The sequence below is a fragment of the Halobacillus sp. KGW1 genome, from assembly GCF_001592845.1.
Classification (GTDB): Bacteria; Bacillota; Bacilli; order Bacillales; family Halobacillaceae; genus Halobacillus.
Map to the genome: position 1 here is coordinate 20,258 of NZ_LSOC01000001.1, position 21,070 is coordinate 41,327.

Sequence of the window (21,070 nt, forward strand, 5' to 3'; positions counted from 1 at the left end):
AGGAAATTTTAAAATGGCTAAGAAAACGAAAAAGCAACAAGAGCTTCTAAAGCTTGTTGATCGTACAAAAGCTTATGATGTGCAGGAAGCCATCAAGCTAGTAAAAGAAACAGCAAAAGCTAACTTTGATGAAACAATCGAAGCAGCTTTCCGTCTTGGGGTTGACCCTAAGAAAGCAGACCAGCAGATCCGTGGAGCAATGGTACTTCCACATGGTACTGGTAAATCTCAGCGTGTGCTTGTTTTCGCTAAAGGTGATAAAGCGAAAGAAGCAGAAGCTGCAGGTGCAGACTACGTAGGTGAGCAGGACCTCATCAACAAAATCAACCAAGGCTGGTTCGATTTTGATGTTGTTGTTGCAACTCCTGACATGATGGCTGAAGTTGGTAAGCTTGGTCGTGTACTAGGACCAAAAGGTCTTATGCCGAACCCTAAAACAGGTACAGTAACGTTTGAAGTTGAGAAAGCAGTAAACGAAATCAAAGCTGGTAAAGTAGAATACCGCGTTGATAAAGCTGCTAACATCCATGTTCCGATCGGAAAAGCTTCTTTCGATCAAGAGAAACTGGCTGAGAACTTCACAGCGATTACAGAAACTCTTGTGAAAGCTAAACCACAAGCATCTAAAGGAACTTACATGCGTAACGCAGCTGTTTCATCAACAATGGGTCCTGGGATCAAAGTTGATGTTACTGGGTTCTCTAAGTAATATAATTTAGTGTTGACTTTCCGTTTCTGATTGGTTACAATTAGTGACGTTGTATAAATGAATACGTTATACCGTAGACAGCAGGTGCGGCTTCCGCTTAATTTCCTGCCGAGGTGTGTGTGAATATAAATAGAGCAGCGCAGACTGCCCTGCTCTATGATTCGTACCTCCATGTCTACATGGGGGTACTTTTTTATGAACAAAACCTTTGGACGGTATGATGATAAGTCAATAGGAGGTGGAACCGATGAGCAGTGTTATCGAGCAAAAGCAGCAAATTGTATCTGACTTAGCTGACAAGTTCCGTAGCAGTAAGTCTGCTGTAATGGTAGATTACCGCGGTCTTGACGTAGCGGAAGTTACAGAACTTCGTAAACAGCTTCGTGAAGCAGGCGTAGAGTTCAAAGTGTACAAAAACACAATGACTCGCCGTGCTGCGGCAGAAGTAGAGCTTTCTGGTCTTGACGAAGTGCTTCAAGGACCTACAGCCTTGGCCTTCCATGAAGAAGATGCAGTAGCTCCGGCTAAAATTCTTAACAACTTCGCTAAAGATCACGAAAACCTTGAAATTAAAGGTGGCGTAGTTGAAGGACAAGTTGCAACTCTTGAGCAAATCCAAGAACTTGCAAACCTTCCAAACTACGAAGGTCTTGTATCTATGTTCCTAAGCGTACTACAAGCACCTATCCGCAACTTCGCTTATGCTACAAAAGCAGTGGCGGAGCAAAAAGAGGAAGAAAGCGCGTAAGTTCGCGTTCGTTTAAAACTATAACCATAAAAACTAAGGAGGAAATTTCTCATGTCTAACGAACAAATTATCGAAGCGATTAAAGAAATGTCTGTTCTTGAGCTTAACGACCTAGTTAAAGCGATTGAAGAAGAATTTGGTGTATCTGCTGCAGCTCCAGTTGCTGTTGGTGGACCAGCTGCAGGTGGCGAAGCTGCTGAAGAGCAAACAGAATTCAGCGTAGTGCTTGAATCTGCAGGAAGCTCTAAAATCAAAGTGGTTAAAGCAGTACGCGAAATCACTGGTCTTGGTCTTAAAGACGCTAAAGAACTAGTTGACGGTGCTCCAAACCCAATCAAAGAAGGCGTTTCTAAAGAAGAAGCTGAAGAAATGAAATCTCAGCTTGAAGAAGCAGGCGCTACTGTAGAACTTAAGTAAGATATCTTTTTAAAGTAAAGCTCGCTGACTATCGGCGGGCTTTCTTTTTCTTAATAGATCAAAAAAGAAGGTGTTCGGATTATGTCGGAACATTACTATTCCAAGAAGACATCTGCTGCAAGTGAAGAAAGATCGTGGACTTTTCAATTGAAGGGCCATACATTTACGTTCACAACAGACCGCGCCGTTTTCTCTAAAGGCGAGGTGGATTTCGGTTCGCGCGTATTGATTGATTCCTTTCGTGCGCCGGAAGCAGAAGGAGATTTTCTTGACTTAGGCTGTGGATATGGGCCGATTGGTATGTCCTTGGCTAAACACTATCCGGATCGTCACGTATGGATGGTGGATGTGAACGAACGGGCTTTGAATCTGGCGGAAAGAAACGCGGCGGCAAACGGCATCACGAATGTAACTGTAAAAGAAAGTGATCGGATGCAGGCGGTGAAAGACCATCGTTTTGCGGCTGTTCTTACTAATCCTCCCATTCGTGCCGGGAAGGAAGTCGTTCACTCTATGTTTGAGGAAGCTGGACAATCCTTGGTAGACCAAGGAGAACTCTGGGTCGTCATACAAAAGAAACAAGGAGCCCCATCAGCGAAAGCCAAGATGGAGGAACTGTTCGGTAACGTGGAAATAGTAGAGAAACAGAAAGGATACTTTATCCTTAAGTCTAAAAAGATTGACTAGCTTGTCCGGTTGTGCTAGTATTGAAAAATGCCAATATATCTGAACGCTGTCAAGTCTTTTTTGCATTTTCTTGTATAAAAAGATGATAGTTGGTCAGAATGGTAAAATCGAACACTGAAAGTAAATGAGGTTTTTATGTATGAAAAGCCTTTTTCTTTTTTGTCTAACGTTAGAGAGAAATGAAGAATCACCATTTGCTATAAGGCGAATGTTTAAATAGCGCTTGTGGCAAGATCAACCGCAAGCCTGTTCGGCATGTCTTGCCGGACCCTTTTTTCGTTATTAAAATGCTTGATTTGAGGGGTGAATCAGTTGACAGGTCAACTAGTTCAGTATGGACGACACCGCCAGCGCAGAAGTTATGCACGTATTAGTGAAGTATTGGAATTGCCTAACTTGATTGAGATTCAAACGGCTTCCTATGAGTGGTTCATGGAAGAAGGTTTGAAAGAGATGTTCCAGGACATTTCGCCAATTGAAGATTTCACCGGTAATCTTTCACTTGAATTCGTAGACTACAGCCTTGGCGAACCAAAGTATCCAGTCGATGAGTCAAAGGATCGCGACGTAACATATAACGCACCGCTTCGTGTGAAAGTACGTCTTCTAAATAATGAGACGGGTGAAGTGAAAGAGCAGGAAGTATTCATGGGTGATTTCCCATTGATGACAGACACAGGTACCTTTGTAATCAACGGTGCGGAACGTGTCATCGTATCCCAGCTTGTTCGTTCTCCGAGTGTATATTTCAATAAGAAGATTGATAAGAACGGTAAGCGTGGTTATACCGCTACGGTCATTCCTAACCGTGGAGCATGGTTAGAGTTTGAAACAGATGCCAAAGACGTCGTACACGTCCGCATCGACCGTACGCGTAAGCTTCCTATCACAGTGCTCCTTCGTGCTCTAGGATTCGGTACCGATCAAGAGATCATCGATTTGATCGGAGATAATGAGTACCTGAAGAACACGCTTGAAAAAGACAATACGGAAACGACAGAGAAAGCTTTGCTTGAGATATACGAGCGTCTGCGTCCCGGCGAGCCGCCGACCGTAGAAAATGCTAAAAGTCTCCTTGTCTCTCGTTTCTTTGATCCGAAACGCTATGATCTAGCTAGAGTCGGAAGATATAAAATGAACAAGAAGCTTCATATTAAGGATCGTTTGTTTAACCAAACCCTAGCTGAAACATTAGTGGATGAGGAAACAGGGGAAGTTATTGCGGAGAAGGGTGACAAGATTGACCGCCGTCTTCTTAACAAACTGATTCCATTGTTTGATGATGCAGAAGGTACATTGAGCGAGGAAACTCTTGAGCCTGTAGACGGCGTTCTTGAGGACCCGATTCAAGTCCAATCTGTAAAAATTGTAGACCCGACGGATCCGGAAGGGGAACGTTCTATCAACGTTATCGGTAATGCGAACATCGACCGCGACGTTAAGAACATCACTCCGGCTGACATCTTGTCTTCTATCAGTTATTTCTTTAACCTGCTTCATGATGTTGGTGGCACGGACGATATTGACCACCTTGGTAACCGTCGTCTGCGTTCTGTAGGAGAACTTCTTCAGAACCAGTTCCGAATCGGGCTTTCCCGTATGGAGCGTGTGGTACGTGAGCGTATGTCCATTCAGGATACATCATCCATCACACCACAACAGCTGATCAATATCCGTCCGGTTATTGCATCCATTAAAGAGTTCTTCGGAAGCTCCCAACTATCCCAGTTTATGGACCAAACCAACCCGTTAGCAGAATTGACTCACAAACGTCGTCTATCTGCGCTTGGACCGGGTGGTTTAACGCGTGAACGTGCAGGATTCGAAGTTCGTGACGTACACTACTCCCACTATGGCCGTATGTGTCCGATCGAAACTCCCGAGGGACCGAACATCGGCTTGATCAACTCCTTGTCTTCCTATGCGAAGGTAAACGAATTCGGCTTTATTGAAACACCATATCGCCGTGTGGATCCGGATACGAACAAAGTAACCGACCAAATTGATTACCTTACTGCTGATGAAGAAGATAACTACGTCGTAGCACAAGCTAACGCGAAGCTTGGTGATGACGGAAGTTTCATGGACGAAGAAGTTATTTCCCGTTTCCGTGGGGAGAACACGGTCGTAAGCCGTGATCGTATTGATTACATGGATGTATCACCTAAGCAGGTTGTATCTGCAGCGACGGCTTGTATTCCTTTCTTGGAAAACGATGACTCCAACCGTTCCTTGATGGGTGCGAACATGCAACGTCAAGCAGTGCCATTGCTTAAACCGGATGCACCTTTAGTCGGAACAGGTATGGAATATGTATCCGGTAAAGACTCCGGTGCCGCTGTCATCTGTAGACACGAAGGAATTGTTGAGCGTGTCGAAGCGAAAGAAGTTCGCGTACGCCGCATTTCTGAAGTGGACGGCAAAGAAGTAGAAGGCGACGTGGATCGTTACCGTCTGCAGAAGTTCATCCGTTCCAACCAAGGAAGCTGTTACAACCAGCGTCCGATTGTCGCTAAAGGTGACCGTGTTACAAAAGGAGAAATCCTTGCTGATGGTCCTTCCATGGATATGGGTGAGCTGGCGCTTGGACAGAACCCGCTGGTTGCATTCATGACATGGGATGGTTACAACTATGAGGATGCCATCATCATGAGTGAGCGACTTGTTAAAGATGACGTCTATACGTCGATCCATATTGAAGAATATGAATCGGAAGCTCGTGACACGAAACTTGGACCGGAAGAAATCACTCGTGATATTCCGAACGTCGGGGAAGATGCACTTAAAGATCTTGATGATCGCGGCATCATTCGTGTCGGAGCAGAAGTAAGTGACGGAGATCTTCTTGTTGGTAAAGTTACGCCTAAAGGTGTAACGGAATTGTCGGCAGAAGAACGTTTGCTTCACGCAATCTTCGGAGAGAAAGCCCGTGAAGTCCGCGATACATCCTTGCGTGTACCGCACGGAGCCGGCGGAATCGTTCTTGATGTTAAGATCTTCAATCGCGAAGATGGAGACGAGCTGCCACCAGGGGTCAACCAGTTGATTCGTGTTTATATCGTTCAGAAACGTAAGATTTCTGAAGGGGATAAAATGGCCGGCCGTCACGGTAACAAAGGTGTTATTTCCAAGATTCTTCCAGAAGAAGACATGCCTTTCCTACCGGATGGTACTCCTGTAGACATCATGTTGAACCCGCTTGGTGTACCGTCACGTATGAACATCGGACAAGTGTTGGAACTTCACTTAGGTATGGCGGCCCGTTTGATGGGTCAGAGAGTGGCAACTCCAGTATTCGATGGTGCTCGTGAGGAAGACGTTTGGGAAACATTGCAGGAAGCTGGCATGGCACGTGATGCGAAAACGATCCTTTACGACGGCCGTACAGGTGAGCCTTTCGATAACCGTGTTTCTGTCGGTGTCATGTACATGATCAAACTGGCGCACATGGTCGACGACAAGCTTCACGCTCGTTCTACCGGACCTTATTCACTTGTTACGCAGCAGCCGCTTGGTGGTAAAGCACAATTCGGTGGACAGCGTTTCGGTGAGATGGAGGTTTGGGCACTGGAAGCATACGGTGCCGCATATACACTTCAAGAAATCTTGACGGTCAAATCCGATGACGTCGTTGGACGTGTGAAAACATACGAAGCTATCGTCAAAGGTGACAATGTTCCAGAACCAGGCGTACCTGAGTCCTTCAAAGTTCTTATTAAAGAGCTTCAAAGTCTCGGTATGGACGTGAAGATTCTAAATGGTGATGAGCAGGAAATCGAAATGCGCGATATTGAAGAAGAAGAAACCAAACAATCCGAGAATTTGAACTTAGACGATTAAGATAGAAACACTGCTGTAGCTCGTGTTCTAAGCTTAGGGAAAACCTGGATACTAAAAGGGAGGTAGGCCCCTTGCTAGATGTAAACAACTTTGAGTATATGAAAATCGGCCTCGCTTCACCGGATAAGATTCGTTCTTGGTCTTATGGAGAAGTGAAGAAGCCGGAAACCATCAACTATCGTACGTTGAAACCCGAGAAAGACGGTCTTTTCTGTGAGCGTATCTTCGGCCCACAAAAAGACTGGGAATGTCACTGTGGGAAATACAAGCGCGTCCGCTATAAGGGCGTCGTTTGTGACCGCTGTGGAGTAGAAGTAACGAAAGCAAAAGTACGTCGTGAGCGTATGGGGCACTTGGAATTAGCTGCCCCTGTCTCTCACATCTGGTACTTCAAAGGAATCCCTAGCCGGATGGGTCTTGTCCTGGACATGTCCCCAAGAGCGCTGGAAGAAGTTATTTACTTCGCAGCCTATATCGTTACAGAACCGGGCGAAACATCTCTTGAGAGAAAGCAGCTGCTTTCTGAGAAAGAGTATCGTACGTACCGTGAGAAGTTCGGTCAAGGTTTCCAGGCCGCTATGGGTGCAGAAGCCATCCGTAAATTACTTTATGATATAGATCTTGACGGTGAGGTTGAAGTGTTGAAAGAAGAGCTCAAAACAGCTCAGGGACAACGCCGCACACGTGCGATCAAGCGCCTTGAAGTGCTTGAGTCTTTCCGTCACTCAGGAAACGATCCATCTTGGATGATCCTTGACGTGCTTCCGGTCATTCCACCGGAACTTCGTCCGATGGTTCAACTGGATGGTGGTCGTTTCGCGACATCTGATTTGAACGACCTTTATCGTCGTGTTATCAACCGTAACAACCGTTTGAAACGTCTGCTTGACCTTGGAGCACCTACGATTATCGTTCAAAACGAGAAACGTATGCTTCAAGAAGCTGTCGATGCTTTGATTGATAACGGCCGTCGCGGCCGTCCGGTAACAGGACCGGGTAACCGTCCGCTTAAATCCCTTTCTCACATGCTGAAAGGTAAGCAGGGTCGTTTCCGTCAAAACCTTCTTGGTAAACGTGTTGACTACTCTGGTCGTTCTGTAATCGTCGTAGGTCCATCTTTGAAAATGTATCAATGTGGACTTCCGAAAGAAATGGCGCTTGAGCTGTTCAAGCCATTCGTAATGAAAGAATTGGTGTCCCGCGGATTAGCACATAACATCAAATCTGCGAAACGTAAGATCGAACGCGTTCACCATGAAGTATGGGACGTCCTCGAAGACGTCATCAAAGAGCACCCGGTTCTGCTTAACCGTGCACCAACGTTGCACCGCCTCGGAATCCAGGCCTTTGAACCAACGCTTGTAGAAGGACGCGCAATCCGTCTTCACCCGCTCGTATGTACAGCATATAATGCCGACTTCGATGGTGACCAAATGGCGGTTCACGTACCATTGTCTTCTGAAGCACAGGCGGAAGCACGTATCTTGATGCTTGCTGCACAGAACATCCTTAACCCTAAGGATGGAAAACCGGTTGTAACTCCTTCACAGGATATGGTACTTGGTAACTACTATCTATCTCTTGAGCGTGAAGGCGCAATTGGAGAAGGTATGGTAGTGAAAGACTTGAACGAAGCGTTGATGGCTTACCAGAATGGATATGCTCATCTGCACACACGTGTAGCCGTTCAAGCGAGCTCCTTGAACAATGAAACATTTACAGAAAAACAAAACGGTCAGCTTCTTCTTACTTCCGTTGGTAAATTGATTTTCAACGAAATGCTTCCGGCTTCGTTCCCATACATGAACGAGCCTACGAAAGAGAACTTGGAAATCAAGACACCAGATCACTACTTCGTGGATAAAGGAACGAATATCCGTGAAGAGATTGCTAAGCGTGAAGAAGTAGCGCCGTTCAAGAAAGGCATCCTTGGAGATATCATCGCAGAAGTATTCAAACGCTTCTCCATCAGTGAAACGTCCAAGATGCTTGATAGAATGAAGGATCTCGGTTTCGCTTATTCTACGAAAGCCGGAATCACTGTCGGTGTATCCGACGTCGTCGTACTTCCTGAGAAACAAGAAATTCTTGATGAAGCTCAGGAGAAAGTCGACAAAGTCTTGAAACAGTTCCGTCGTGGTCTAATTACGGAAGAGGAACGCTATGATCGTGTCATCGACATATGGTCAGCAGCGAAAGATGATATTCAGGGCCGCTTGATGCAGTCACTGGATCCGCGTAACCCGATCTTCATGATGAGTGATTCCGGAGCACGTGGTAACGCATCTAACTTTACGCAGCTTGCGGGTATGCGTGGTCTTATGGCCAACCCGGCTGGTCGTATCATTGAACTTCCAATCAAGTCCAGCTTCCGTGAAGGTCTGACTGTACTTGAATACTTCATCTCTACTCACGGTGCACGTAAAGGTCTTGCCGATACAGCCCTTAAGACTGCCGATTCAGGTTACCTGACTCGTCGTCTTGTTGATGTAGCGCAGGACGTCATCGTTCGTGAAGATGACTGTGGTACAGACAGAGGTCTTCCTGTTACAGCTCTTAAAGAGGGTACAGAAATTATTGAACCCCTCATCGACCGTTTGATCGGACGTACTTCCTTCCAGAAAGTGAAGCACCCGGAAACAGGCGCTGTCCTTGTGGGTCGTAATGAAGTAATCTCTGAAGATGCTGCTCGTCAAATTGTCGAAGCAGGCGTTGAAAGAGTGGTTATCCGTACAGCGTTCACGTGTAACACGAAACACGGAGTGTGTAAGAAGTGTTACGGACGTAACCTGGCAACAGGGGATGAAGTCGAAGTGGGTGAAGCAGTTGGAATCATCGCAGCGCAGTCCATTGGTGAACCAGGTACTCAGCTTACAATGCGTACCTTCCACACAGGTGGGGTAGCCGGAGATGATATTACACAGGGTCTTCCACGTATCCAGGAGATCGTTGAAGCGCGTAACCCTAAAGGTCAAGCTGTCATCACGGAAATCGACGGAACCGTCCACGAAGTGAATGAAGTGAAAGAGAAGCAGGAAATCGTCATCCAAGGTTCTGTTGAATCACGGTCTTACACAGCACCATACGGCGCTCGTATGAGAGTTGCTGTCGGTGATGAAGTGAAGTCCGGGGAGGCACTTACAGAAGGTTCCATCGATCCGAAAGAGCTTCTTACAGTCAAAGGGCTTGACGGTGTACAGGAATACCTTCTTAAGGAAGTACAGAAAGTTTACCGTATGCAAGGGGTAGAAATTTCTGATAAGCACGTGGAAGTAATGGTACGCCAGATGCTTCGTAAAGTGCGTGTTCTTGATTCTGGAGATACAGATGTATTGCCAGGATCCCTTCTTGAGATACACCAGTTCAAAGAAGCCAACCAAAAAGTGCTTCTCGAAGGCGGACAGCCGGCTGTTGGTCGTCCGGTCATCCTTGGTATTACAAAAGCATCCCTTGAAACAGACAGCTTCTTGTCTGCCGCATCCTTCCAGGAGACAACTCGTGTCTTGACTGATGCTGCAATCAAAGGTAAGCGTGATGAGCTTCTTGGACTGAAGGAGAACGTAATCATCGGTAAACTTGTCCCGGCAGGTACGGGTATGACAAGATACCGTAAGATTCAAGCTCAATCCGAGGCTCAGAAGCAGGGTGCTTCCGAACCAACAGAAGAAGTAACACACTCTTAATAGAGATATACAGGTTAACAAAGGGTAAATTTTAAAGAAGCACCAAAAACTCACCCAGATGCAGTTGACATGCATTTGGGTGAGTGATAATATAATCAAGGTGCTTCCATTTATCCTTGTTACTTTGGAGGATATGCAGATGTCTTATGATAAAGTAGCACAGGCTAAATCCGATATAATCATTGGAACCAAACAGACACTGAAAGCCATGAAAAATGGTGAAGTGGATGAAGTCATAACGGCTGAAGATGCAGATCAGTCGATGACCTTAAAAGTAGCTAAACTGGCCAACCAACTGAACATTCCCCATACGACGGTTCCGTCTATGAAGGAGCTAGGGGATGCGTGCGGTATTGATGTTGGCGCGGCTACAGTGGCGATAAAGCAATAAAGTTTTGGCGTTTTGGCGCGAAAACTTTGTTTTTTGCCTTTTTATGAACCACCTGGATGTGTGGTATTAAGAATGAAGGGAGGATACAATCATGCCAACAATTAACCAATTGGTGCGTAAAGGACGCGTGAGCAAAACGAAGAAGTCTGGTTCACCTGCTTTGAACAAAGGCTACAACAGCTATAAAAAGCGTATGACAGATCTTTCTTCTCCACAAAAACGTGGTGTTTGTACACGTGTTGGTACTATGACACCTAAGAAGCCGAACTCCGCCCTACGTAAGTATGCGCGTGTTCGTCTAACTAACCAACTAGAGGTTAACGCGTACATCCCTGGTATCGGCCACAACCTTCAAGAGCACAGTGTTGTTCTTATCCGTGGCGGTAAAGTTAAAGACTTACCAGGTGTGCGTTATCACATCGTACGTGGTGCTCTTGACACTGCAAGCGTTGATGGACGTATGCAAGGCCGTTCTAAATACGGTACGAAGAAACCTAAAGCTAAAAAATAATCGATATGTAAATATCGCTTAAATAAACCATTTGAGGAAGGGAGGGGAACGTATGCCACGTAAAGGTCCTGTAGCTAAGCGTGATGTGTTGCCTGATCCGATGTACAACTCTAAGCTTGTAACTCGCTTGATCAACCAAATCATGGTCGATGGGCAGCGCGGAAAAGCTCAAAAAATCCTTTATAAAGCGTTCGAACTTGTTCAAGAACGTAGCGGTAACGATGCTATGGAAACATTTGATCAAGCTATGAAGAACGTCATGCCTGTATTGGAGGTACGCGCTCGTCGTGTAGGTGGATCCAACTATCAGGTTCCTGTTGAAGTTCGTCCAGAACGTCGTCAGGCTCTAGGTTTGCGCTTCATTGTTAACTATGCGCGTCTTCGCGGAGAGAAAACAATGGAAGAGCGTCTAGCTAACGAAATTCTAGATGCAGCAAACAACACTGGTGCTTCTGTGAAGCGTCGTGAAGAGATGCACAAAATGGCAGAAGCGAACAAAGCTTTCGCTCACTACCGTTGGTAATAACCACAAAAATAACTGTTCAAACAGGAAGGAGAAAGATGCATGGCTAGAGAGTTCTCCTTGGAAAAGACTCGTAATATCGGGATCATGGCTCACATCGACGCTGGTAAAACAACGGCGACAGAGCGTATTCTTTTCTACACAGGACGTATCCACAAAATTGGTGAAACTCACGAAGGAGCTTCCCAAATGGACTGGATGGAGCAGGAACAGGAGCGCGGAATTACAATTACTTCCGCTGCGACAACTGCTCAGTGGAAAGGCCACCGTATCAACATCATTGACACTCCTGGACACGTAGACTTCACTGTTGAAGTTGAACGTTCTCTTCGTGTACTAGATGGCTCCGTAGCCGTTCTTGATGCACAGTCTGGTGTTGAGCCTCAAACAGAAACTGTTTGGCGTCAGGCTACAACTTACGGTGTTCCACGTATCGTATTCATCAACAAGATGGATAAAATCGGCGCTGACTTCATCTACTCCCTTGGCACGTTGAAAGACCGTCTGGGAGCTAATGCAGCTGCTGTTCAACTTCCTATTGGTGCGGAAGATGACTTCGAAGGAATCATTGACCTTACAACCATGGAAGCATATTTCTACATGGACGATTTGGGAACTCGTGCAGAAGCGCGTGAAATTCCTGATGAGTACAAAGATCAAGCCGAAGAGTACCGCGGCAAGCTTGTAGAAGCTGTTGCAGAACTTGATGAAGACTTGATGATGCAATACCTTGAGGGAGAAGAAATCACGAACGATCAGCTGAAAGAAGCAATTCGTAAAGCGACTCTAAGTGTTGAATTCTACCCTGTGTTCTGTGGTTCTGCCTTCAAGAACAAAGGTGTTCAGCTGTTGATCGACGGTGTCATCGACTACCTTCCATCTCCACTGGATGTTCCTCCAATCGAAGGACACGTTCCACAAACAGAAGAAGAAGTTGTCCGTAAGGCTGACGACAAAGAGCCATTCTCTGCATTGGCTTTCAAAGTCGCAACAGACCCTTACGTTGGTAAACTTACATTCTTCCGCGTGTACTCTGGTACACTTAACTCTGGATCATACGTTCAGAACTCTACGAAAGGTAAGCGTGAGCGTGTAGGTCGTATCCTACAGATGCACGCCAACTCTCGTGAAGAGATCTCTACTGTATATGCAGGAGATATCGCTGGTGCGGTAGGACTTAAAGATACTGGTACAGGTGACACTCTTTGTGACGAGAAGAACCTAGTTATTCTTGAATCAATGGAATTCCCTGAGCCTGTAATCTCTGTAGCTATCGAACCTAAATCCAAAGCAGACCAAGATAAAATGTCCATTGCCCTTGGTAAACTTGCTGAAGAAGATCCAACGTTCCAAACAGAGACTAACGTGGAAACAGGACAAACAATCATCGCTGGTATGGGTGAGCTTCACCTTGATATCATCGTTGACCGTCTGAAGCGTGAGTTCAAAGTTGAAGCGAACATTGGTGCTCCACAAGTTGCTTACCGCGAAACATTCCGCGGAAGTGCGCAAGTTGAAGGTAAGTTCGTACGTCAATCCGGTGGTCGTGGACAATTCGGTCACGTATGGGTTGAATTCGAGCCTAACGAAGAAGGCGCTGGATTTGAATTCGTCAACAAGATCGTTGGTGGTGTTGTACCACGTGAATACATTCCATCTGTAGAACAAGGTATTAAAGAGTCTATGGAAAATGGTGTATTGGCTGGTTACCCTATGGTAGACATCAAAGCGACTCTTTATGATGGTTCTTATCACGATGTCGACTCCAACGAAATGGCCTTTAAAGTTGCCGCTTCCATGGCACTTAAAGAAGCTAAAAACAAGTGTAAGCCTGTTCTACTTGAACCGATGATGAAAGTAGAAGTTGTTATTCCTGAGGAATACATGGGCGATATCATGGGTGACGTAACATCCCGTCGTGGACGTGTTGATGGTATGGAAACTCGTGGTAATGCACAAGTGGTTAAAGCGTATGTTCCACTATCTGAAATGTTCGGTTACGCTACAGCATTGCGTTCCAACACTCAAGGTCGCGGTACGTACACTATGCACTTCGACCACTACGAAGAAGTTCCTAAGAGCATCTCTGAGGAAATCATCAAGAAAAATGCTGGTCAATAATTGATTTTTTAAACGAGTTAAAGTATAACTTGTATTGTAAGCACAGGAGTGGCTTTCACTCCTTTGCTTCATCATAAATCAAATGAACTTTCACTTATTTTAAAGGAGGAAATATACAATGGCTAAAGAAAAATTCGACCGGTCCAAGTCCCACGTTAACATTGGTACTATCGGACACGTTGACCACGGTAAAACTACTCTAACGGCAGCGATCACTACTGTACTTCACAAGAAATCTGGTTCTGGTGAAGCTATGGCATACGACATGATCGACGGTGCTCCAGAAGAGCGCGAGCGTGGAATCACAATCTCCACTGCACACGTTGAGTACGAAACAGAAACTCGTCACTACGCACACGTTGACTGCCCAGGTCACGCTGACTACGTTAAGAACATGATCACTGGTGCTGCTCAAATGGACGGCGCGATCCTAGTTGTATCTGCAGCTGACGGTCCAATGCCACAAACTCGTGAGCACATCCTACTTTCTAAAAACGTAGGTGTTCCAGCTATCGTTGTATTCTTGAACAAAGTTGACATGGTAGACGACGAAGAGCTTCTTGAACTAGTTGAAATGGAAGTTCGTGATCTTCTTTCTGAGTACGACTTCCCTGGCGATGACGTACCAGTAATCAGCGGTTCTGCTCTTAAAGCCCTAGAAGGCGATGAGAAGTATGAGCAAGCGATCTTCGATCTAATGGATGCTGTTGACGAAAACATCCCAACTCCAGACCGTGACACTGACAAGCCATTCATGATGCCAGTTGAGGACGTATTCTCTATCACTGGTCGTGGTACAGTTGCTACAGGTCGTGTTGAGCGTGGACAAGTTAAAGTCGGTGACGAAATCGAAATCATCGGTATGGCTGAAGAGTCCAGCAAAACTACTGTAACTGGTGTTGAAATGTTCCGTAAGCTTCTTGACTATGCAGAAGCTGGAGACAACATCGGTGCACTTCTTCGTGGTGTAAGCCGTGAAGATATCAACCGTGGACAAGTACTAGCTAAGCCTGGTTCTATCACTCCACACACAAACTTCAAAGCTGAAGTTTATGTACTAGCTAAAGACGAAGGTGGACGTCACACTCCATTCTTCTCTAACTACCGCCCACAGTTCTACTTCCGTACTACGGACGTAACTGGTGTTATTCAACTTCCTGAAGGCGTAGAAATGGTTATGCCTGGGGACAACGTTGAAATGACAGTTGAACTTATCTCCCCAATCGCGATCGAAGACGGTACTCGTTTCTCTATCCGTGAAGGTGGACGTACAGTAGGTTCAGGCGTAGTTTCTACAATTACTAAGTAATTAGAAGCTATGAATACAAGCGAGCATAGGCCTTGGCCTTTGCTCGCTTTTTCTATTTGTGCGCATGTGCTGTCGGGGTTGAATTTGACGCGGTTCGCTAGTATAATGTGAAAAGTGCTTGCGGATAAATTAAATGTTGATTTATCCTTGCAATGACCGCATTTCTTCTATATAATGAATAATGTTGGTCATAAAAGGCGATGAAGCGAAAGGTTGTTGACACACCCGGCCCCTTTGCCATGGCGGGTAGTCAAGTTTTTTTCGCGGAGAATGTCTATTTTAAAAATGGGCGAAGAAGGAGGGAACATAATGGCAAAAGAGAAAATTCGTATTCGTTTAAAAGCGTATGATCACAGAGTGTTGGATCAGTCCGCAGAAAAGATCGTAGACACAGCGAAGCGTTCCGGTGCTAACGTATCAGGTCCGATTCCGCTTCCTACAGAGCGTTCTATCTACACAGTACTTCGTGCGACGCACAAGTATAAAGACTCTCGTGAGCAGTTCGAAATGCGCACACACAAACGTCTTATCGACATTGTTAATCCGACACCACAGACAGTTGATTCATTGATGCGTTTGGATCTACCATCTGGTGTGGATATCGAAATCAAACTATAAATTAATCTGATAAATAATAGGAGGTGTAACGGATGACGAAAGGAATCTTAGGACGTAAAGTCGGTATGACTCAAATCTTCTCCGAAGATGGCGAATTGATCCCAGTAACAGTTGTTCAGGCTGAGCCGAACGTTGTTCTTCAAAAGAAAACAACTGAAAACGACGGTTACGAAGCGATTCAACTAGGTTTTGCTGACGAAAAGTCTAACCGCTTGAAGAAAGCTGCTCAAGGGCACGCTGATAAAGCAAGCACAACACCTAAGCGCTACATTCGTGAATTCCGTAATTCTAACCTTGACGACTTCGAACTAGGTCAAGAGGTTAAAGTAGATATTTTTGAAGCTGGTGACGTAATTGACGTTACAGGAACTTCCAAGGGTAAAGGTTTCCAAGGTGCAATCAAGCGCCACAACCAATCCCGCGGACCAATGAGTCACGGTTCCCGCTACCACCGTCGTTCCGGTTCTATGGGACAAGGTGCAGACCCATCTAAAGTATTCAAAGGTAAAAACCTTGCTGGACAAATGGGTGGCGAACAAGTAACTCTACAAAACCTTGAAGTAGTAAAAGTGGACGCTGAGCGTAATCTACTACTTATCAAAGGTAATGTTCCAGGCGCAAGAAAATCTTACGTTAAGATTACAAGTGCAATTAAGGCTAGCAAATAATAAACGAAGGGAGGATATGTCATGCCTAAAGTAGCACTATTAAACCAAGGCGGATCCAACGTTGGAGAAATCGAACTGAACGATGCCGTTTTTGGTATTGAACCTAATACTCACGTATTACACGAAACTGTGTTGATGCAGCGCGCGAACCTTCGCCAAGGCACACACAAAGTAAAAGGACGTTCTGAGGTATCCGGCGGTGGCCGTAAACCATGGCGTCAAAAAGGTACAGGCCGTGCACGTCAAGGGTCTATCCGTTCACCACAATGGGTTGGCGGTGGAACTGTATTCGGTCCTACACCACGCAGCTACAGCTACACAATGCCTAGAAAAGTACGTCGTCTAGCTCTTCAGTCTGCTTACTCTTCTAAAGTGAAGGAAGAGAACATCATCGTTCTTGAAAGCCTTTCTCTAGAAGCTCCGAAGACTAAAGAGGTAGTAAACATGCTTAAAGCGTTGGACGTCAATGAAAAAGCATTGATCGTAACGGCTGGCAAAGATGAAAATGTTACTCTATCAGCTAACAACATCCCTACAGTGAAAAGTCTTCCTGTAGAAGAAGTAAGTGTGTTAGACTTGCTAACGCATGACAAGCTGATCCTAACGAAGGAAGCAGCTGAAAAAGCAGGGGAGGTGCTCTCATAATGAAAGAACCACGCGATATTATTAAGCGCCCTGTCATTACTGAACATTCTGCTGATCTTATGGGAGAAAAGAAATATACGTTTGAAGTTAGCACAAAAGCTAACAAGACTGAGATCAAAGATGCAGTCGAAGAAATCTTTGGTGTAAGTGTTGCTTCTGTCAACACAATGAACCTTAAAGGTAAATTCAAGCGTATGGGTCGTTACGGCGGCTATCGTTCTGACCGTAAGAAAGCAATCATTACTTTGACTCAGGACAGCGAAGAACTAGAATTCTTCGAAGTTTAAATAAAACATTTGACTAAAGAAGGAGGGAAAAAAGATGGCGATTAAAAAGTTCCGACCAATTACAAACGGTCGTCGACACATGTCAGTATCTGATTTCGCTGAAATTACAACTGATAAACCTGAACGCTCCCTTGTCGCTCCACTTCACAAAAAAGGTGGACGTAACAACCAAGGTAAGCTGACAGTTCGTCATCAGGGCGGTGGCCACAAGCGTCAATATCGTATCATCGACTTCAAACGTGATAAAGATGGAATACCTGGACGCGTTGCTACAATCGAGTACGATCCAAACCGCTCCGCTAACATTGCACTAATCAACTATGTTGATGGTGAAAAACGTTACATCCTTGCTCCAAAAGGAATCAAGGTAGGAACGGAAATCATTTCTGGTGAAGGCGCGGATATCAAACCAGGTAACGCACTTCAACTGAAAGACATTCCAGTTGGTACTGTCGTACACAACGTAGAATTGAAGCCAGGACGCGGAGGACAGCTTGTACGTTCTGCAGGCGCTTCAGCACAAATCCTTGGTCGTGAAGAGAAGTACACACTAGTACGTCTTACTTCCGGTGAAGTTCGCTTGGTACTAAGCACTTGCCGTGCAACAATCGGTCAAGTTGGTAACCTTGAGCACGAACTTATCAGCGTAGGTAAAGCAGGACGTTCTCGTTGGAAAGGTAAACGCCCTACAGTTCGTGGTTCTGTAATGAACCCTAACGATCACCCACACGGTGGTGGTGAAGGACGTGCGCCAATCGGTCGTCCATCTCCTGTATCTCCATGGGGTAAACCAACTCTTGGATACAAAACGAGAAAACGCAACAAGCCGTCTGATAAATATATCGTACGTAGACGCGGTAAAAAATAACGGGATTGTCGGGCGGGCAATAAAACCCGTCTTCCAATCGCGAAGGGAGGTTATTTCATGGGCCGCAGCTTGAAAAAAGGACCTTTTGTAGATGATCACTTGATGAAGAAAGTCGAAAAGTTGAACGAAGATAGCAAAACACAGGTCGTGAAGACATGGTCTCGCCGTTCTACTATCTTCCCTAACTTTGTGGGACACACAATTGCCGTTTATGACGGTCGTAAACACGTGCCAGTTTATGTGACTGAAGACATGGTAGGTCATAAACTTGGTGAATTCGCGCCAACCCGTACGTTCAAAGGACACTCTGGCGACGATAAGAAAACAAAACGTTAATATAGAGAGGAGGCACTCTAATGCAAGCTAAAGCAGTTGCTAAAACCGTTCGAATCGCTCCTCGTAAAGCTCGTTTGGTAATTGATTTAATTCGAGGAAAAAATGTAGGTGAAGCTCTGGCTACACTTCGTTTGAACAACCGCGGCGCTTCTCCGGTAGTTGAGAAACTTCTTAACTCCGCGATCGCCAACGCAGAACACAACTATGAAATGGACACGGAAAACTTGTACGTTTCCGAAGCGTTTGTAAACGAAGGCGTAACTCTTAAACGTTTCCGCCCTCGCGCAATGGGCCGCGCAAGCCAAATCAACAAACGCACAAGCCACATCACAGTGGTCGTATCAGAAAAAAAGGAGGGATAATCAGTGGGTCAAAAAATTAATCCGATTGGTCTTCGTATCGGCGTAATCCGCGACTGGGAATCCAAGTGGTACGCTGGCAAAGACTATGCAGACTTGTTACATGAAGACATTAAGATTCGTGAATATGTTGAAAACCGTCTTAAAGATGCTGCCCTTTCCAAAGTCGAAATCGAACGCGCAGCTAACCGTGTGAACATTACTGTACACACAGCTAAACCAGGAATGGTTATCGGTAAAGGTGGTTCCGAAGTTGAAGCACTTCGTAAAGCACTAAATCAACTGAGCGGCAAACGTGTTCACATCAACATCGTTGAAGTGAAAAAGCCTGATCTTGACGCTACTCTTGTAGCTGACAATATCGCACGTCAATTGGAAAACCGCGTATCTTTCCGTCGTGCTCAGAAACAAACAATCCAACGCGCTATGCGTGCAGGAGCGAAAGGTATTCGTACTCAAGTATCTGGCCGTCTAGGCGGAGCAGACATCGCTCGTGCTGAATATTACAGTGAAGGAACAGTACCACTACACACACTTCGTGCAGATATCGATTACGGAACTGCAGAAGCTGACACAACTTACGGTAAGCTTGGTGTCAAAGTGTGGATTTATCGTGGCGAAGTCCTTCCAACTAAATCAAACAAGTAAGGAAGGGGGAAAAGCATTATGTTAATGCCTAAACGTGTTAAATATCGTCGTCAACACCGTACAAGCTTAAAAGGCCGTGCAAAAGGCGGTACTGAAGTAGCTTTCGGTGAATATGGTTTGCAAGCAATTGATCGTGCTTGGATCACAGCCCGTCAAATCGAGGCAGCGCGTATCGCGATGACTCGTTACATGAAGCGTGGCGGTAAAGTATGGATTAAAATCTTCCCAGATAAGCCTTATACTGCTAAACCCCTAGAAGTACGTATGGGTTCCGGTAAAGGTGCTCCAGAAGGTTTCGTAGCTGTAGTGAAACCAGGGAAAATTATGTTCGAGATCGCAGGTGTATCAGAAGAAGTTGCACGCGAAGCGTTGCGTCTTGCTTCACACAAGCTGCCGATCCGTACGAAGTTCGTAAAACGTGAAGAAATTGGTGGTGAAATCAATGAAGGCTAATGAGATCCGTGAATTAACCACTGCCGAAATTGAACAAAAAGTTAAGTCTCTTAAAGAAGAACTTTTCAACCTACGCTTCCAATTGGCAACAGGTCAACTTGAGAACACTGCACGTATCCGTGAGGTTCGTAAGTCTATCGCTCGTATGAAGACTGTTGCTCGTGAACGTGAGCTAGGCGTAAATAACTAATAGATGAGAGGAGGTCACCCTCACATGACTGAACGTAATAATCGTAAAGTTTATACTGGCCGTGTCGTATCTGACAAAATGGACAAAACGATCACAGTTTTAGTAGAAACTTATAAGTTCCACAAGCTTTACGGCAAGCGCGTAAAGTACTCTAAAAAGCTTAAAGCACATGACGAAAACAACCAAGCTAAAAACGGCGATATCGTGCGTATTATGGAAACTCGTCCACTATCCGCATCCAAGCGTTTCCGTTTGCTAGACGTTGTTGAAGAGTCTGTCATTATCTAATAAAAGTTCGCTCGGATTTAATCCGAAGGGAGGTTACATGGTATGATTCAACAGGAATCTCGTCTTAAAGTTGCAGATAACTCCGGCGCTCGTGAAATCCAAACCATCAAAGTTTTGGGTGGATCAGGTCGTAAAACAGCCAACATCGGTGATATCATCACTGCTACTGTGAAACAAGCAACACCAGGGGGCGTTGTTAAAAAAGGTGAGGTAGTTAAAGCCGTCATCGTCCGTACTAAGAGTGGAGTTCGCCGTAAAGATGGTTCTTACATCCGTTTTGATGAAAACGCAGCAGTAATCGTGCGTGATGATAAAGGCCCACGCGGTACTCGTATCTTCGGACCGGTAGCTCGTGAACTTCGTGATGCTAAATTCATGAAGATTGTATCTCTAGCTCCAGAAGTATTGTAAAACCTGAATGAAATGCCTTGTTAAGGAGGTGCGCGAAGCATGCACGTAAAAAAAGGTGACAAAGTAATGGTTATTACTGGTAAGGATAAAGGCAAGCAAGGTACAATCCTTGAAGCTTATCCAAAGAAAGATCGTGTCCTTGTTGAGGGTGTGAACGAAGTTAAGAAACACGCTAAACCTTCTCAAGATAACCCACAGGGGGGTATCTTGACACAAGAAGCACCGATCCACGTATCAAACGTTATGCCAATCGATCCAAAGACTGGCGAGCCAACACGTGTTGGATACAAAGTCGAGGACGGCAAAAAAGTTCGTATCGCGAAAAAATCTGGTGAAGCGCTAGATAAATAACCCATAGAG

Annotated in this window: 24 protein-coding genes and 1 other annotated feature; all 24 genes read left to right on the plus strand. The window is 45.4% G+C overall.

Annotated elements, in window-relative coordinates:
- Window positions 1-13 precede the first annotated feature (13 nt).
- The 24 genes from rplA to rplX all read left to right on the plus strand — a co-directional run bounded on the left by rplA (window position 14) and on the right by rplX (window position 21,061).
- Window positions 14-709 carry a 50S ribosomal protein L1 gene (gene rplA / locus AXG56_RS00150; RefSeq protein ID WP_008635887.1) on the plus strand — a complete coding sequence of 232 codons (696 nt, stop codon included), beginning with the start codon at window positions 14-16 and terminating at the stop codon, window positions 707-709.
- A 53-nt stretch (window positions 710-762) separates the two neighbouring features.
- Window positions 763-912 (plus strand) — a sequence feature (ribosomal protein L10 leader region).
- A gap of 44 nt (window positions 913-956) precedes the next feature.
- Window positions 957-1,457 carry a 50S ribosomal protein L10 gene (gene rplJ / locus AXG56_RS00155; protein WP_008635890.1) on the plus strand — a complete coding sequence of 167 codons (501 nt, stop codon included), beginning with the start codon at window positions 957-959 and terminating at the stop codon, window positions 1,455-1,457.
- 51 nt (window positions 1,458-1,508) lie between these two features.
- Window positions 1,509-1,874 carry a 50S ribosomal protein L7/L12 gene (gene rplL / locus AXG56_RS00160; protein WP_008635891.1) on the plus strand — a complete coding sequence of 122 codons (366 nt, stop codon included), beginning with the start codon at window positions 1,509-1,511 and terminating at the stop codon, window positions 1,872-1,874.
- An 81-nt stretch (window positions 1,875-1,955) separates the two neighbouring features.
- Window positions 1,956-2,561: a class I SAM-dependent methyltransferase gene (locus AXG56_RS00165; protein ID WP_062512757.1), complete on the plus strand. Its 606-nt coding sequence runs from the start codon at window positions 1,956-1,958 to the stop codon at window positions 2,559-2,561.
- A gap of 312 nt (window positions 2,562-2,873) precedes the next feature.
- Window positions 2,874-6,401: a DNA-directed RNA polymerase subunit beta gene (gene rpoB, locus AXG56_RS00170; RefSeq protein ID WP_026577046.1), complete on the plus strand. Its 3,528-nt coding sequence runs from the start codon at window positions 2,874-2,876 to the stop codon at window positions 6,399-6,401.
- A gap of 71 nt (window positions 6,402-6,472) precedes the next feature.
- Window positions 6,473-10,084, plus strand: a complete 3,612-nt coding sequence (rpoC, locus tag AXG56_RS00175) for a DNA-directed RNA polymerase subunit beta' (protein WP_008636073.1) — start codon at window positions 6,473-6,475, stop codon at window positions 10,082-10,084.
- A 139-nt stretch (window positions 10,085-10,223) separates the two neighbouring features.
- On the plus strand, window positions 10,224-10,475 hold the full coding sequence (locus AXG56_RS00180) for a 50S ribosomal protein L7ae-like protein (protein WP_008636072.1): 252 nt from the start codon (window positions 10,224-10,226) through the stop codon (window positions 10,473-10,475).
- A 91-nt stretch (window positions 10,476-10,566) separates the two neighbouring features.
- A complete protein-coding gene (gene rpsL / locus AXG56_RS00185; RefSeq protein WP_008636071.1) occupies window positions 10,567-10,986 on the plus strand; it encodes a 30S ribosomal protein S12 in 420 nt (139 codons plus the stop codon).
- Window positions 10,987-11,038: 52 nt separating this feature from the next.
- Window positions 11,039-11,509, plus strand: coding sequence for a 30S ribosomal protein S7 (gene rpsG / locus AXG56_RS00190; protein ID WP_008636070.1), 471 nt, complete (start codon window positions 11,039-11,041; stop codon window positions 11,507-11,509).
- 42 nt (window positions 11,510-11,551) lie between these two features.
- Window positions 11,552-13,630: an elongation factor G gene (gene fusA / locus AXG56_RS00195; protein WP_008636069.1), complete on the plus strand. Its 2,079-nt coding sequence runs from the start codon at window positions 11,552-11,554 to the stop codon at window positions 13,628-13,630.
- Window positions 13,631-13,748: 118 nt separating this feature from the next.
- Window positions 13,749-14,939, plus strand: coding sequence for an elongation factor Tu (gene tuf, locus AXG56_RS00200; protein WP_008636068.1), 1,191 nt, complete (start codon window positions 13,749-13,751; stop codon window positions 14,937-14,939).
- A gap of 309 nt (window positions 14,940-15,248) precedes the next feature.
- Window positions 15,249-15,557, plus strand: a complete 309-nt coding sequence (gene rpsJ, locus AXG56_RS00205) for a 30S ribosomal protein S10 (RefSeq protein ID WP_008636067.1) — start codon at window positions 15,249-15,251, stop codon at window positions 15,555-15,557.
- 32 nt (window positions 15,558-15,589) lie between these two features.
- A complete protein-coding gene (gene rplC / locus AXG56_RS00210; RefSeq protein WP_008636065.1) occupies window positions 15,590-16,225 on the plus strand; it encodes a 50S ribosomal protein L3 in 636 nt (211 codons plus the stop codon).
- 21 nt (window positions 16,226-16,246) lie between these two features.
- Complete coding sequence (gene rplD / locus AXG56_RS00215; RefSeq protein WP_008636064.1) at window positions 16,247-16,870, plus strand: 50S ribosomal protein L4; 624 nt, start codon at window positions 16,247-16,249, stop codon at window positions 16,868-16,870.
- Window positions 16,870-17,157, plus strand: coding sequence for a 50S ribosomal protein L23 (gene rplW, locus AXG56_RS00220; protein ID WP_008636063.1), 288 nt, complete (start codon window positions 16,870-16,872; stop codon window positions 17,155-17,157). The genes rplD and rplW overlap by 1 nt, the downstream gene beginning before the upstream one ends.
- Before the next feature lie 34 nt (window positions 17,158-17,191).
- On the plus strand, window positions 17,192-18,025 hold the full coding sequence (rplB, locus tag AXG56_RS00225; RefSeq protein ID WP_008636062.1) for a 50S ribosomal protein L2: 834 nt from the start codon (window positions 17,192-17,194) through the stop codon (window positions 18,023-18,025).
- A 57-nt stretch (window positions 18,026-18,082) separates the two neighbouring features.
- Window positions 18,083-18,361 (plus strand): 30S ribosomal protein S19, encoded by a 279-nt coding sequence (rpsS, locus tag AXG56_RS00230; RefSeq protein WP_008636061.1) that lies wholly within the window; start codon window positions 18,083-18,085, stop codon window positions 18,359-18,361.
- Between the two features lie 20 nt (window positions 18,362-18,381).
- Entirely contained in the window at window positions 18,382-18,723 is a 342-nt protein-coding gene (gene rplV / locus AXG56_RS00235) for a 50S ribosomal protein L22 (protein ID WP_008636060.1), read from the plus strand.
- A gap of 3 nt (window positions 18,724-18,726) precedes the next feature.
- The gene (gene rpsC / locus AXG56_RS00240; protein WP_008636059.1) at window positions 18,727-19,368 is read left to right on the plus strand and encodes a 30S ribosomal protein S3; all 642 of its coding nucleotides are present in this window, start codon (window positions 18,727-18,729) and stop codon (window positions 19,366-19,368) included.
- Window positions 19,369-19,386: 18 nt separating this feature from the next.
- Entirely contained in the window at window positions 19,387-19,821 is a 435-nt protein-coding gene (rplP, locus tag AXG56_RS00245) for a 50S ribosomal protein L16 (protein ID WP_008636056.1), read from the plus strand.
- The gene (gene rpmC / locus AXG56_RS00250; RefSeq protein WP_008636054.1) at window positions 19,811-20,011 is read left to right on the plus strand and encodes a 50S ribosomal protein L29; all 201 of its coding nucleotides are present in this window, start codon (window positions 19,811-19,813) and stop codon (window positions 20,009-20,011) included. The genes rplP and rpmC overlap by 11 nt, the downstream gene beginning before the upstream one ends.
- Before the next feature lie 24 nt (window positions 20,012-20,035).
- The gene (gene rpsQ, locus AXG56_RS00255; RefSeq protein WP_008636053.1) at window positions 20,036-20,299 is read left to right on the plus strand and encodes a 30S ribosomal protein S17; all 264 of its coding nucleotides are present in this window, start codon (window positions 20,036-20,038) and stop codon (window positions 20,297-20,299) included.
- A gap of 42 nt (window positions 20,300-20,341) precedes the next feature.
- The gene (gene rplN / locus AXG56_RS00260; protein WP_008636052.1) at window positions 20,342-20,710 is read left to right on the plus strand and encodes a 50S ribosomal protein L14; all 369 of its coding nucleotides are present in this window, start codon (window positions 20,342-20,344) and stop codon (window positions 20,708-20,710) included.
- Window positions 20,711-20,749: 39 nt separating this feature from the next.
- Window positions 20,750-21,061 carry a 50S ribosomal protein L24 gene (gene rplX, locus AXG56_RS00265; protein WP_008636051.1) on the plus strand — a complete coding sequence of 104 codons (312 nt, stop codon included), beginning with the start codon at window positions 20,750-20,752 and terminating at the stop codon, window positions 21,059-21,061.
- The last annotated feature ends 9 nt before the right edge of the window (window positions 21,062-21,070 follow it).

Coding starts and splice junctions, on each gene's coding strand:
- rpsG (WP_008636070.1), top strand. CDS start 11,039: ATGCCACGTAAAGGTCCTGTAGCTAAGCGTGATGTGTTGCCTGATCCG.
- rpsL (WP_008636071.1), top strand. CDS start 10,567: ATGCCAACAATTAACCAATTGGTGCGTAAAGGACGCGTGAGCAAAACG.
- rplW (WP_008636063.1), top strand. CDS start 16,870: ATGAAAGAACCACGCGATATTATTAAGCGCCCTGTCATTACTGAACAT.
- rpmC (WP_008636054.1), top strand. CDS start 19,811: ATGAAGGCTAATGAGATCCGTGAATTAACCACTGCCGAAATTGAACAA.
- rplV (WP_008636060.1), top strand. CDS start 18,382: ATGCAAGCTAAAGCAGTTGCTAAAACCGTTCGAATCGCTCCTCGTAAA.
- AXG56_RS00180 (WP_008636072.1), top strand. CDS start 10,224: ATGTCTTATGATAAAGTAGCACAGGCTAAATCCGATATAATCATTGGA.
- rplJ (WP_008635890.1), top strand. CDS start 957: ATGAGCAGTGTTATCGAGCAAAAGCAGCAAATTGTATCTGACTTAGCT.
- rpsJ (WP_008636067.1), top strand. CDS start 15,249: ATGGCAAAAGAGAAAATTCGTATTCGTTTAAAAGCGTATGATCACAGA.
- rplP (WP_008636056.1), top strand. CDS start 19,387: ATGTTAATGCCTAAACGTGTTAAATATCGTCGTCAACACCGTACAAGC.
- rplL (WP_008635891.1), top strand. CDS start 1,509: ATGTCTAACGAACAAATTATCGAAGCGATTAAAGAAATGTCTGTTCTT.
- rplC (WP_008636065.1), top strand. CDS start 15,590: ATGACGAAAGGAATCTTAGGACGTAAAGTCGGTATGACTCAAATCTTC.
- rplB (WP_008636062.1), top strand. CDS start 17,192: ATGGCGATTAAAAAGTTCCGACCAATTACAAACGGTCGTCGACACATG.
- rplD (WP_008636064.1), top strand. CDS start 16,247: ATGCCTAAAGTAGCACTATTAAACCAAGGCGGATCCAACGTTGGAGAA.
- AXG56_RS00165 (WP_062512757.1), top strand. CDS start 1,956: ATGTCGGAACATTACTATTCCAAGAAGACATCTGCTGCAAGTGAAGAA.
- rpsQ (WP_008636053.1), top strand. CDS start 20,036: ATGACTGAACGTAATAATCGTAAAGTTTATACTGGCCGTGTCGTATCT.
- rplA (WP_008635887.1), top strand. CDS start 14: ATGGCTAAGAAAACGAAAAAGCAACAAGAGCTTCTAAAGCTTGTTGAT.
- tuf (WP_008636068.1), top strand. CDS start 13,749: ATGGCTAAAGAAAAATTCGACCGGTCCAAGTCCCACGTTAACATTGGT.
- rpsS (WP_008636061.1), top strand. CDS start 18,083: ATGGGCCGCAGCTTGAAAAAAGGACCTTTTGTAGATGATCACTTGATG.
- fusA (WP_008636069.1), top strand. CDS start 11,552: ATGGCTAGAGAGTTCTCCTTGGAAAAGACTCGTAATATCGGGATCATG.
- rplN (WP_008636052.1), top strand. CDS start 20,342: ATGATTCAACAGGAATCTCGTCTTAAAGTTGCAGATAACTCCGGCGCT.
- rplX (WP_008636051.1), top strand. CDS start 20,750: ATGCACGTAAAAAAAGGTGACAAAGTAATGGTTATTACTGGTAAGGAT.